Origin of the sequence: Nonomuraea sp. C10 (assembly GCF_008017515.1) — a bacterium.
Taxonomy (GTDB): Bacteria; Actinomycetota; Actinomycetes; order Streptosporangiales; family Streptosporangiaceae; genus Nonomuraea; species Nonomuraea ferruginea.
In genome coordinates, this window is sequence record NZ_VPFF01000003.1 from 98,700 (window position 1) to 110,704 (window position 12,005).

Annotated in this window: 13 protein-coding genes; 4 read left to right on the forward strand and 9 right to left on the reverse strand. The window is 71.5% G+C overall.

From position 1 onward, the window contains the following. Positions 1 to 56: 56 nt before the first annotated feature. Positions 57 to 494 (forward strand): DUF1772 domain-containing protein, encoded by a 438-nt coding sequence (locus tag FR742_RS31910; protein ID WP_148035041.1) that lies wholly within the window; start codon positions 57 to 59, stop codon positions 492 to 494. On the opposite strand, the gene FR742_RS31915 is transcribed toward FR742_RS31910, so the two are convergent. From FR742_RS31915 to FR742_RS31950, 8 genes are all read right to left on the reverse strand, one after another. After that, a complete protein-coding gene (locus tag FR742_RS31915) occupies positions 491 to 1,507 on the reverse strand; it encodes a nitrilase-related carbon-nitrogen hydrolase (protein WP_148035042.1) in 1,017 nt (338 codons plus the stop codon). The two genes, FR742_RS31910 and FR742_RS31915, sit on opposite strands and share 4 nt — an antisense overlap. After that, positions 1,504 to 2,421 (reverse strand): oligopeptide/dipeptide ABC transporter ATP-binding protein, encoded by a 918-nt coding sequence (locus tag FR742_RS31920; RefSeq protein ID WP_148035043.1) that lies wholly within the window; start codon positions 2,419 to 2,421, stop codon positions 1,504 to 1,506. The genes FR742_RS31915 and FR742_RS31920 overlap by 4 nt, the downstream gene beginning before the upstream one ends. After that, the gene (locus tag FR742_RS31925; RefSeq protein WP_148035044.1) at positions 2,418 to 3,365 is read right to left on the reverse strand and encodes an ABC transporter ATP-binding protein; all 948 of its coding nucleotides are present in this window, start codon (positions 3,363 to 3,365) and stop codon (positions 2,418 to 2,420) included. The genes FR742_RS31920 and FR742_RS31925 overlap by 4 nt, the downstream gene beginning before the upstream one ends. Further along, positions 3,365 to 4,921: an ABC transporter substrate-binding protein gene (locus FR742_RS31930; RefSeq protein ID WP_148035045.1), complete on the reverse strand. Its 1,557-nt coding sequence runs from the start codon at positions 4,919 to 4,921 to the stop codon at positions 3,365 to 3,367. The genes FR742_RS31925 and FR742_RS31930 overlap by 1 nt, the downstream gene beginning before the upstream one ends. A 35-nt stretch (positions 4,922 to 4,956) precedes the next feature. After that, the gene (locus FR742_RS31935; RefSeq protein ID WP_148035046.1) at positions 4,957 to 5,814 is read right to left on the reverse strand and encodes an ABC transporter permease; all 858 of its coding nucleotides are present in this window, start codon (positions 5,812 to 5,814) and stop codon (positions 4,957 to 4,959) included. A gap of 2 nt (positions 5,815 to 5,816) precedes the next feature. After that, the gene (locus FR742_RS31940; RefSeq protein ID WP_148035047.1) at positions 5,817 to 6,785 is read right to left on the reverse strand and encodes an ABC transporter permease; all 969 of its coding nucleotides are present in this window, start codon (positions 6,783 to 6,785) and stop codon (positions 5,817 to 5,819) included. A gap of 219 nt (positions 6,786 to 7,004) precedes the next feature. Next, positions 7,005 to 7,703: a ThuA domain-containing protein gene (locus FR742_RS31945; RefSeq protein WP_148035048.1), complete on the reverse strand. Its 699-nt coding sequence runs from the start codon at positions 7,701 to 7,703 to the stop codon at positions 7,005 to 7,007. Positions 7,704 to 7,788: 85 nt separating this feature from the next. Then, complete coding sequence (locus tag FR742_RS31950) at positions 7,789 to 8,331, reverse strand: LGFP repeat-containing protein (RefSeq protein WP_187281468.1); 543 nt, start codon at positions 8,329 to 8,331, stop codon at positions 7,789 to 7,791. A gap of 165 nt (positions 8,332 to 8,496) precedes the next feature. On the opposite strand from FR742_RS31950, the gene FR742_RS31955 reads away from it, so the two are divergent. Both FR742_RS31955 and FR742_RS31960 read left to right on the forward strand, forming a co-directional pair. Continuing rightward, positions 8,497 to 9,579, forward strand: coding sequence for a DUF6745 domain-containing protein (locus FR742_RS31955; protein ID WP_148035050.1), 1,083 nt, complete (start codon positions 8,497 to 8,499; stop codon positions 9,577 to 9,579). 10 nt (positions 9,580 to 9,589) lie between these two features. After that, positions 9,590 to 10,036: a hypothetical protein gene (locus FR742_RS31960; RefSeq protein ID WP_148035051.1), complete on the forward strand. Its 447-nt coding sequence runs from the start codon at positions 9,590 to 9,592 to the stop codon at positions 10,034 to 10,036. 4 nt (positions 10,037 to 10,040) lie between these two features. Here the strand turns inward: FR742_RS31960 and FR742_RS31965 are convergent, their stop codons facing one another. Continuing rightward, a complete protein-coding gene (locus FR742_RS31965; RefSeq protein WP_148035052.1) occupies positions 10,041 to 11,357 on the reverse strand; it encodes a S9 family peptidase in 1,317 nt (438 codons plus the stop codon). Positions 11,358 to 11,488: 131 nt separating this feature from the next. Here FR742_RS31965 and FR742_RS31970 point away from each other — a divergent pair, with 131 nt between their 5' ends. Next, a complete protein-coding gene (locus FR742_RS31970; RefSeq protein ID WP_187281469.1) occupies positions 11,489 to 12,001 on the forward strand; it encodes a hemerythrin domain-containing protein in 513 nt (170 codons plus the stop codon). Positions 12,002 to 12,005: the final 4 nt, after the last annotated feature.

Here is a 12,005-nt window from a genome sequence, read left to right on the forward strand (position 1 = left end):
TGCGGTTGAGAGGGCGGTGCATGGACGGTCCCGGCCCGTACGGACACGATGAGGGCATGCTGGTTCTGCCGCTCATCGCCCTCGTGCTGCACGGCGCCCTCGCGGGCCTCTTCTACGCCTTCTCCATGTCCGTCATGCCGGCGCTCAACGCCGTCGAGCCCGCCCAGGCCGAGACGGTGATGCGGAGCGTCAACAAGAAGATCCTCAACCCCTGGCTCTACGTCGCGTTCCTCGGGGCGCCGGTCGCGGCGCTGGTCGCCGGGCTGTTCGCCGACGGGCCGGCCGCGGTCTGGTTCTTCGCCGCCGCCGGGGTGAACTTCGTCGGCTCCTTCGTGGTCACCGTGGCGATCAACGTGCCGATGAACAACGCCGTCGACGCGGGCACGATGCCGTGGAAGGAGTACTCGCCGCGGTGGACCGCCTGGAACACGGTCCGCGCCGCGGCGTCCCTGGCCGGCCTCGCCCTGGTGGGCGTCGGCCTGGCCTGGCTCTAGCGCCAGCGGGACTTGCCGTCGAGGTAGCGGCCGGCGTCCTCCAGGCTCTCCGGCTGGTACGGGGTGAAGAGGTTGGGGGCGAAGCGGCTCCGGTACGCGTCGAAGATGTGCTTGTACATGTCCCAGTGGATGTCCGGCTGGCGATGGCGGGCGCGGTGGGCGGCGATGGGGATCTGGGCGACGACGAGCTTCTCGAACTTGCTGTCCGCCGCCGCGATGACGTTGCCGTCCGGGCCGTAGACGGCCGAGCCGCCCGCGCCGGTGTCCTCGAAGTACGGGGTGTCGCGCGGCAGGAGCGAGTTGTTGACGATCGCGGTGTAGACGCGGTTGTGCAGGGCGGAGGCGCGCACGTCGATCTCGTTGAAGCTGCCGCTGGCGGTGCGGAGGAAGACCTCGGCGCCCTTGACGGCGGCGGCGCGGAAGAGCTCGGGCTCCAGCTGGGTGGACGACATGGAGATGTTGCCCAGCGGGGTGCGGGCGACGGGCACGACCTGGTCGATGCCGTACTTCTCGATGTACTCGTCCAGCACGTCGTAGACGGTGGTGGTGAACAGTTCGACGCCGCCGAAGACGCCCTTGACGTTGCGGGCCTTCCAGTGCTTGGCGACGATCTCGCCGTCCGGGCCGATGAGCGTGGTGACGCTGAGCACGTGGCCGGGCCAGTCGGGGTCGCGGACGTACGCGCCGAAGGCGATGTAACAGTTGTGCTGACGGGCCTTGGCGGAGATGGCCTCCGACTCGGGGCCGGGCAGCTCGATGCAGCGGCGCTCGGCTTCGGCCTTGGTCCAGTTGTCCCAGCCGCTGATCGGGAACTCGTGGAAGAACAGCAGGTCGGGCCGGTAGCCGAAGGGGGTGTGGAAGCAGTTGTCGATCAGGTGGAGCATGTGGTCGAGGTTGGCCCGCATGCCCGACGGGTCGGGCGTCGGGTTCACGGTCGACTGGACGACGCCGAGGGTCCAGACGTCCTTGGCCAGGTCGGCGGTGGGATAGAGGCCGTCGGTGTGCTGGGTCATGCGGTCTCCTCGTGGATGCAGGCGATCAGGCGGCCGTCGGTCGCGGGTTCGAGCGCGGGATCGGTGGCCTCGCAGGCGGCGGTGGCCAGCGGGCAGCGGGTGTGGAAGCGGCAGCCGGGCGGCGGGGCCAGCGCGGAGGGCACCTCGCCGGTGAGCGGCGCCGCCGGTGGGCGGCCGGGGTCGGGCACGGCGGCGAGCAGCGCCCGGGTGTAGGGGTGGCGGGGGTCGTCGAAGACCTGGTCGGCGGTGCCGGTCTCGACGAAGCGGCCGAGATACATGACGGCGACGTCGTCGGCCAGGTGCCGGGCGATGTCGATCTCGTGGGTGATGAGCACGTAGCTGAGCCCGAGGCGTTGCCTCAGGTCCTGGAGCAGGTTCACGAGCAGCGCCTTGACGCTGACGTCGAGGCTGGCGGTGGGCTCGTCGAGCACGAGGACCTTCGGCTCGACGGCGAGCGCGCGGGCGACGGTGACGCGCTGCAGCTCGCCGCCGCTGACGCCGCCGGGCCTGCGGCCGAGGTACTCCTCGGTGAGGCCGACCAGGTCGAGCAGCTCGCGGACGCGGGCGTCGCGGGCCGCGCGGCCTGGGTGCAGGCCGTGCACGGCGAGCGGCTGACGCAGCGCGTGCCCGATGCTCTTGCGCCGGTTCAGCGCCGACCAGGGGTTCTGCGACACGAGCTGGATGGCGCGGCGGTCGGCCTGCTCGCTGCCCTGCACCTGGATGCGGCCTTCGGTGGGTTCGGCGAGCCGGACGAGCATGCGGGCGATGGTCGACTTGCCGCAGCCGGACTCGCCGATGACGGCGAGCGTCCTGCCCTGCGGCACCTCGAAGGTGACGCCGTCGACGGCGCGCAGCGTCCTGCCTCCGCCGGTGCGGTAGTGCTTGACGAGACCTTCGGCGCGGACCGCGATCATGCGGACTCCCCCGCCACGTGGCAGCGCACCAGCGACTCTCCCACCGTACGGACCTCCGGGTTCTCCTCGTGGCAGCGCTCGGCGACGGACGCGCAGCGCGGCGCGAACGGGCATCCGGCGAGCCGGTTGGCGCCGGTGACGGTGCCGGGGATGGTGCGCAGCGGCTCGCCCCTGCGGTGCCGGCTCGGCATCGCGTCCAGCAGGGCCCGCGTGTACGGGTGGCGCGGCGTCGCGAACAGTTCGGCGGCGGGGGCCAGCTCCACCAGGCGGCCCGCGTACATCACCCCGATGCGGTCGCTGACCTGCGCGATCACGCCGAGATCGTGGCTGACGAAGATCATCGAGCAGCCGATCTCGTCGCGCAGGTCCAGCAGCAGCCGCAGCACCTGGGCCTGCACGGTGGCGTCCAGCGTGGTGGTGGGCTCGTCGGCGAGCAACAGGTCGGGCCGCTTGCCGATGGCCGCCACGGCGATGAGCAGGCGTTGCAGCTGTCCGCCGGAGAACTCGTGCGGGTAGCCGTCGAGCCGGTCGAGCACCGCGCCGAGCCCGACGCCGGCGAGCAGCTCCTTGAGCCGCCCGTCGTCGAGCCCGTCGAGGTGCCAGCGCAGCTGCCGGCCGACGGGCGTGACCGGCGAGAGCGAGGTCATGGGCCGTTGCGGGATCAGTCCGATGCGGTCGCCCCGCAGCTTGCGCATGCCGTCCTCGCGCAGCTTGACGAGGTCGGCGCCGTCGAAGCCGAGGCGCCCGGCGTCGAGGCGCGCGTTGCGCGGCAGCATCCGCGTCAGCGCGGTGAGCAGCGTGCTCTTGCCCGACCCCGACTCGCCGACCAGCCCGAGGATCTCGCCGCGGGCGAGGTCGAAGGAGACCTCGCGCACGGCGGGCACGTCGCCCTCCCTGGTACGGAAGGCGACCCCCAGGTCCCTGACCGACAGCAGCGCGCTCATCAGGTGAACTGCACGGCGGGGACGCTGATGCGGCTGACGCTCATGCCCGGCTCGTCGAGCGGCGAGACGTCGGTGCGCTGCGCCACGAGCATCTTCGGGTAGACGGGCGGGATGATGATCGCGTCCGCCGCCAGCAGGCCGTTGATCCGCTTGCACAGCTCGGCCCGCTCCGCCTCGTCGTCGGCGGCCCAGGCCTGGCCGAGCAGCTTGTCCACTTCCTCGTTCTTGTAACCGAAGTTCAGCGGATACGCCGAGTTGGTCACGTTCAGGAGGGAGAAGGCGGTGCGCCCGGCGCCGAAGCCGGTCTCGAAGCTGTTCATCACCAGGTCGAACTTGCCCGACGCCCACTTCTGCACCCAGGGGCCGACGTCGAGGGTCTCCAGCGTGCAGGTGATGCCGGCCTGCTTCCAGCCTTCGACGAGCACCTGGCCGATGTTCTTCATCATGGCGTCGCTGGTGATCGTCAGGGTGAACTTCAGGTCGCTCGCGCCGGCCTCGGCCAGCAGCGCCTTGGCCTTCTCGTGGTCGGGTGCCTCGCCGTAGATCTGCAGGGACGGGTCGTGGCCCTCGACGGCGGGGCCGATGGGGCCCTGCGCGATGGTGGCGGTGCCCGCGTACGCGACGTCGCGCACGCCCTTGCGGTCCATCGCGTACGCGAGCGCCTGCCGCACCTTGACGTCGTCGAAGGGTGCCTTGTTGGCCGTGAAGTAGGTGATGATGTCGCTGGGCGCGTCGACCTCGTGCACCTTGACCTGCGCGTCCTGCTTGAGCAGGGCCACGCTCTCCGGCGTGACGTCGGTCATGATGTGGATCTTGCCTTCGCGCAGGTTGACCAGGCGGGTGGCGGGGTCGGGCACCGCCTGGAAGACGACGCTCGCGAGCGCGGGCTTGTCGCCGTGGTAGGAGTCGTTGCGGCTCAGCTCGACCGACTGGCCCTGGGTCACCTTCTCGATCGTGAAGGGGCCGGTGCCCATGGTGGTGTCGGTCTTGGCGACGAAGTCCTTGTGGATGATCGGCAGGTTGGTGAGGTGGGCGCGGAGCACGCCGTACCGGGCGGTCAGGGTGATCTTCACGGTGTGGTCGCCGTCCGCCTCGGCGTCCTTGACGTAGCCGGCGAAGAAGACCGTCCAGTCGCTGGTGGACTTGGGGTCGGAGACGAACTTCAGCGCGGCCACGACGTCCGCCGCGGTGAACGGGTCGCCGTTGGCGAAGGTCACGCCCTCCTTGAGCTTGATGGTCCAGGTGAGGCCGTCGTCGGAGATCTCCGGCTCGCCGTCGGCGAGCAGCGGCACGGATTTCAGCGACGCGTCGTGGGTGTAGAGCGACTCCACCACGGGGTCGGTGATCCAGTGGACCCGGCTGGAGGTGGTGTAGAGCGGGTTCAGGTAGTCGGAGATGGAGGTGACGCCGAACGCCAGCTTGGTGGGCTTCGGGCCCTGGGAGGCGGCCGGGGCCGGCGTCCCCGACGTGCCGCATGCCGTCACGGCCAGCGAGCCCGCGGTGAGCAGGCCGGCCATCGCCAGGAAGCGGCGGCGGCCGATGATCGCTTCATTCATCACGATGTTTCCTTCAGAGGTGGGGGTGGTGAGGCTCAGCGCCGGCCCTGCGCGTCGAGCGCGTCGCCGAGGCCGTCGCCCGCGAGGTTGAATCCGACGGTGGCGACGAGGATGACCAGGCCGGGGATGATGGAGTACCACCACGCGCCGAGCAGCATGTAGCTGGTCGCGTCGCCGAGGATGTTGCCGAGGCTGGGCCGCGGCGGCTGGATGCCGAGGCCGAGGAAGCTGAGCGCGCTCTCGGCGAAGATCGCCACGCCGAGCCACAGGAACGCCTGCACGAGCACCGGCGGCAGCACGTTGACCAGCACCTCGCCGCCGATGATGCGCCAGCGCGGCACGCCGATCGCCCGGAGCGCGTCGACGTAGTCCTCCTGGACCTCGACCAGGGTGGCCGAGCGGGTCACGCGGGCGAAGTACGGGATGAAGCCGACGCCGAGCAGCAGCACGACCTTGGTGGTCGCGGTCACCGTCAGCGGGCCCCAGTGCGAGTCGCCGGTGCCGGTGATGCCGATGACGAACAGCGCGAAGACGAAGAGCGGCAGCGCCTGCAGCGCCTCCAGCACGCGCATGATCAGGTCGTCGGGCCAGCGTCCGCCGAAGTACCCGGCCACCAGCCCGGCGGGCACGGCGACGACCAGGCCGAAGGCGACGCCGGCCGCCGCCACGAGCAGCGAGACGCGGGCGCCTTCGGCGGTGCGGGCGAACAGGTCGCGCTGCAGGTGGTCGGTGCCGAACAGGTGGTCGGCGCCGGGGGCGGCCAGGGTCAGGCCGGTGCGCGCGTCCGGCGAGCCGGCCAGCAGCGGCCCGGCCACGGCCAGCAGCAGGAACAGCCCGAGCAGGGCCAGGCCGGCCCAGGTCAGCGCGGACATCCGGGGAAGCACTCGGTTCATGGTCAGCGGGCCGTCCCGTTCAGGAACCCGGCGCGGATCCGGGGGTTGAGCACGAAGTAGAGGAGGTCCACGATCAGGTTCGTGACCAGGAAGACGGTGGCGGTGATCAGGGTGCAGGCGATGGCCAGCGGGTAGTCGTGCTGCTTGAAGGCGGCGACGATGGTCTGGCCGATCCCCGGCAGGTTGAACACGTTCTCCACCAGCACGGTGCCGCTGATGAAGACGCCGAGCATGAGCCCGATCACGGTGGCCGTCGGGATGATCGCGTTACGCGCGGTGATCCGGCGCAGGATGCGCCGCTCGGGCATGCCCATCGCGCGGGCGAACGACACGTAGTCGGCCTGCGCGGTGTCGATCATCGAGGCGCGCAGCGTACGGGCGATGATGGCGCCCGAGCCGAGGCCGAGGGCGAACGCGGGCAGGATCACGCCGCGCAGGTTCTCGAGCGGATCGTCGCCGAAGCGCACCCATCCGCTGGAGGGCAGCACGCCTTGGACGTAGAGGCCGAACACCACGACGAGCACCAGGCCGAGCCAGAAGCTCGGGATCGACAGCGCGATCACGCTGATCACCCGCACGCAGCCGTCCAGGAACGAGTCGCGCTTCCTGGCCGCCACGGCTCCGGCCAGAAGGCCGGCGGCGACCCAGAACACGAACGCGATCAGGCTGAGCTCCAGGGTGACGGGGAGCCGCTCGGCGATGATCTCGATGACCGGGCGGTCGCTGAACAGTGAGCGGCCGAAGTCGCCGGCCAGCAGGTTGCCGACGAAGGTGCCGTACTGGACCCAGATCGGCTGGTCGAGGCCGAGCCTGCGCTCGACCTCGGCGACCTTCTCCGGGGTTGGGTTCATGCCGAGGTAGGCCTCGGCGGGACCGCCGGGAGCCGCCCTGAGCATGAAGAAGACGAGCGTCAGGACGATCAGCAGGACCAGTGCGAGACCGGCGACCCTGCGCCCGACGTACCGGAGCATCGCGGGCCCCTTCGTGCTCGACGCTGTTTCGCGTGGCGGACTGTCATTACGGTGAGCGGAATACTAGCCACGCCACAAGCCGAGATGGAAGGGTTTTTCGCTCCAACTTGAAACATTGTTCCGCAGAAAATCCAGCCCTCGACCTCAGCTCACCTGGACGCGGCGGTCATGGAACGCCGTCACGGTGAGCGGTACGGGACTGTTCGAGGGGTCTTCCGGCTACCGGGCCGCCCAGAGCATGCCGCGTTCGATGATCGTGCGTACGGTGTCGTTCCGCAGCACGTCGAGGCTGTGACCGGGGGTGGTGACGAAGATGCGGCCGGCGCCCCAGCTCCGGGTCCAGATGGCCGGCGAGGTGACCTCACGGTGCCAGGGGTCCCACGGGCGGACCTGCTGCGTGGTCGTGGCCAGCACGTCGATGTAGTCGTCGGTCAGCACCCAGTACTGCTCGGTCACCAGGTCGAAGTCCGTCAGGCCCTCGGTGATGGGGTGGGCGGCGGCCTCGGGGAGCAGGTTCACGGTGTACGGCACGAAGTTGTGCGCCTCGGCGCTCTCGTGCGGCTCGGCCGGGTCCTTGCCGGGGTGGCAGGCGAACTGCCCGCCGATCAGGTGGAGGTAGTCGGAGGAGTTGCGGAAGGAGTCGGCGATGCCGCCGTGCCAGCCCGCCATCCCGGTGCCCGACTCGACGGCGGCGCGCAGGCCCGCGAGCTCGCCGGGCTCGATCGTCCCCATGGTGTAGCACTGCACGACCAGGTCGACCCCGGCCATGAACGCGGCGTCCGCGTACGGCTCCGGGGAGCCGGCCAGGTGTACCTCGAAGCCGTGCGCTTCGAGGAAGGGGACGAAGAGGTCGGTGGCGGCCACCGGGGCATGTCCTTCCCAGCCGCCGCGCACCACCAGTGCCTTACGGTTCGCCATGCTCGCGCCAATCGCTCGGAGGGTCGACGTATCCGATCGTCGCATTTTCCGGGTCATAGCCCTGCACGGGCGGCGATCGCGCTGATCAGCCGGTCACCGAGACGGACCAGTGCTTCTGGCAGCTGGACGGGCCGATGAGGTTGCTGTCGCAGCCCTTGATGTTCCACCGGTAGCCGCCGTTCGTCCGCGCCCTGACGATGTAGCGGCCGCGGAAGCCGCCCGCGGTGTCCTTCTGCACCCCGTGCGGGTCGGCGGCGCTGGTGTAGCGGACGAGGAAGGTGTCGAACTCCTTGGCCGTCCGGTGCCAGTCGACGTACGCGTTCCCGCCGGCCGACCAGGCCGCCACCACGAAGTTCCCGCCCAGCTTGGGCGACCAGGCCAGCTGGCCCCGTTCGAACGTCTGACGGCGGCCGGCCCAGCCGACCCCGTTCTGGTGGATGTCGCGCTCGCCCGTGGTGGGGCAGCCGAGCTTGCCGTTCGCGCCGCCGAGCTGCTGCCAGCGGGCGCCGATGAGCCCGTACGGCTGGATCTTGCACGCGGTGCCGGTCGCGGCGTGCGCGGGCACGGTGGTCAGCGTTCCGGCGGCGGCGAGCGCCGCGACGAGCGTGAGGGACAGGCGACGGTTCATCGCGGCGCTCCTTGGGGGGTCGGCTGTCTCAGTGATACGACCTGTCGCTTGCCGGACGCTTGACCGCCGCCTTCTGGCAGGCCCTGTCGGCGGTGGACAGATGAGGTTCCGACATGTCACCATCGCAGACATGATCGTGAGGAAGGACGGCGCCACCCTGAGCCGGTGAGCGCACGCGCGCAGCGGGAAGCTGCGACCATCCGCGAAGAATGGCTGGGCCTGGCGCTGTCGACGCGGCCCTGTCACCGTCAGGCGGCCGAAGCCGCCATCTCGGAGCTCTACCTCCTGGCCGGGTTCGCCCCGCCGCGTTTCCACTGGGCCGCCTCGCCCGTGACCGCCCTCGCCACCGTGCCGCCCGGCGTCCGGCCGCGCCCCGACGAACCCCCGGAGCGGGTGCAGGACTGGCCGGTGGTGAAGAGCCTGACCCGCATGGCCGGCGAGCTGCGCGGGCGGGTCGACGCCGCCGTCAGGGGCGCCCACCTGGAGCTCGACCAGGTGGTCCGCCGCGAGGTGCACGACCCGCTCTCCTGGACGGCGCGCCGGCTCGTCCCGGTGCTGGAGGCCGCGCACGACCGCCCGCTCCGGCGCACGAGCTGGTACGAGGACGTCACGGCCGTCGCGTGGCAGGCGCGGCACGACGCGCTGCGCCGGCTGGGCGGCGTCGAGGTGTTCAGCCGGGCACAGAAACGGCAGGCCCACCTGTGGGCCGTGGTGGCCCGCTCGTGCGGCTGGTGGTGGCCGCGCCGGGACGTGTGCGTGCTCTCGGAACGCCCGGCCGAGCTGCGCACAGAGGTGTGCGGCGAGCACGGCGAGGTGCGCCTGCACCACGACGGCGGCCCGGCCGTGCGGTTCGCCGACGGCTGGGACGTGCACGCCTGGCACGGCACCCGGGTGCCGTCCTGGGTGACCACCGATCCGTCCGCCGAGCGCATCGGGCGGGAGCGCAACGTCGAGGTCAGGCGGTGCGCGATCGAGCGCCTCGGCTGGGCCGCCTACATCGAGCAGGCCGGCCTCCGGCTGGTCGCCGCCGCCCCCGACCCCGGCAATCCCGGCTTCGAGCTGCGGCTGTACGACGTGCGCGCGGGCACCAGAGTGCTGCTCGCCGTCAACGGGTCCGTCGAGCGCGACGGGCGCCGCCGCCGCTACGGGCTGACCGTGCCGTGGTACTTCGACGACCCGATCGCCGCCGCCGGCTGGACCTACGGGCTGTCCGCCGGCCAGTACGCGAGCCTTCTCCGCCGAACCTGAGGTGAATGCCATGAAAGTGACTCTCGCCACCCTCGAAGAGCAGACCGGACTGACCGCGCTCGACCACCTGGAGCGGTCGGTGCGCATCCCCGTCGTCGACGGGCCCCAGGCCCAGGGCGACCTGATCGTCATCCCGCTGGCGATGATCGCCGCGTCCGTCAGGATCCCGCCGACCGCCGTGGCGTGGGAGTGGATCGACGTGCCGGTGGAAGGCGTCGACCTGCTGCGCGGCGAGGCCGGCGGCAACACGCACACCCTCGTCGCCGAACCGTACACCTGCCGGTGGACGCGGCGGCTCCACGACTCCGAACGGCTGGCCATCGGCGTGTTCGAGACCACCGCCCCGGCCTACCTGCTGCACCCGGAGCACGGGGCGACGGGCTGCGCCCCGGGCACGTACGTGATCCGCCGGCAGCGCGAGCAGGAAGGCCCGCGGGCCCGCCTGGTCGCCGACTGATCCGTCAGGGGCAGGCGGGGAACAGCGGACGGGTGCCGGTCGAGTAGGCCGACGGGTCGGTGAACCGGCACCCGTAGCGCGGGTCGGCCACCACCGAGCGGGTGACCACGTCGTCGCCCGCGGGCCGGGGGCCGCCGCGCTGCCACCGGACGAGGTCGTCCCAGGCGGCCCCGGCCTCGGCGTCGCTGAACTCGCAGTGGCCCACGGCCCTGATCGCCCGCTGTACCAGGTGCTTCGTCCTGCCGTGCCGGGCCACGTCCTTGAAGTAGTGCTGCTCCATCGAGAACGGCACGAAGTTGTCGCCCAGGTCGTGCAGCGACAGCACGGGCACGTCGATCCGGCCCGACACGCTCGCCACGGCCGTCAGCCCGCGGGTGAACCGGGCCACCGGGTCCTCGGGGGCCACCCGCCGGACGGTCGCGTTGACGTTCACCGGCGAGGAGGGCGCGTAGCGGGTGCCGACGTTCGTGCCCACCCGGCCGGGCTGCTGCGCCAGCGAGCCGCCTTCGTCCGGCCCGGCCAGCCCGAACAGGAAGTCCTTCCAGTACGCGAACGCGGCGTCCGCGCCCGGCCGCTCGCCGCCGCCCTGGTTGATCACGATGTCGCGGAACTGCGCGCCGACCGCGCTGCCCGGGTCCAGCCGCTCCAGCATCTTCGGTACGGCCGAGGTGGCGTAGTCGGCCGGGAACGGGTACGCGGGCACGTCCGCCAGGTCCTGGGCGACGAGGTGGAAGTCGAGGAAGAAGTCGAACAGCTCGTGGTCGCCGAGCACCCCGCACATCGGCATCGCGGCGTCGTAGAAGCCCGGGTACTGCTCGATGGAGCGGGCCGTGATGTGCCCGCCCATCGACACCCCGGCGATGAACGTGCGCTTCGGCTTGCCGACCACCCGCGCGAAGTGACCGGCCAGCGCGCGGGTGCTGACCACGCCGGCCCGCACGTCGTAGTCGTTGGCGTAGTACGAGGACGCGGCCCACGCGTACCCCTGGTCCAGGAGCCGCTGCCGGAGCCCGTAGCCTGGCGGGTCCACGGAGAGCACCCGCGTGGCGCCGCGGAAGCCGTGGGCCCACATCGCCAGGCCGCCGTTCCAGCGCGGCGGCACCTCGATCACGTACGCCGCGTGCTCGTGCACGCCCTGCAGCACCCTGGCCGGCCTGCCGTCCACGAGCGCGGGCGGGAGCGGCGGGTTGTCGACGGTGTAGCCGGGCAGCGGCTGGTCGCCGGGCACGACGGTGCGCGCGTCCGCCGCGGCGCCCGTGCCGGGCACGAGTAACGCGGCGGCCAGGGTGAGGGCGCAGAGAACCAGGCTCGGACGGCGCATCAGCCGTCACCTCCGGGCAGGCTGATCGGGGGGTGCGGGTGATTCGTTCATACTCCGGCGCACCGGGCATGGGAAGGGTCCCGCACCGGGCGGCACGGTTGGGGGCTCGCCGCCCGGGTAGCCACGATCCCATGACCGTGCGGAACGACGTCATCGCCCTCGTCCAGGCCGACCATCGCCGGATCGAAGTCCTGTTCAAGCGTCTGCTGCTGAACCAGAAGGACCCCGGGCCCGCCGTCAGCGCCCTGCACGCCCTGCTGACCGCGCACACCCGCGCCGAGGAGGACGTGGTCTACCCGCTCCTGGACGCCCACCACGGCTTCGCCCAGCACAAGGAGGCCGAGGTCCACCTGGACACGCTGCGGCGGGCCGACGCCGGGACGCCCGAGCTCACCGAGGCGCTGCACCAGCTCGTCGTGTCGGTGATGGCCCACTTCTGCGACGAGGAGACGACGATCCTCCCGATGCTGGCCCGCAGCATGAGCGGCGAAGAGCTGGCCGAGCTGGGCGCGGCGTTCCGGGACGCCCGGCAGCGCGAGCTGGACGCGCTCAGAGGCCGTCCGGCCGAGGGCGAGCCCCGCCGGGAGGCCGGCCGGTTCGGCACGGGCAAGACCAGGATGCAGGAGGTGCTCACCACGCTGTGACCCC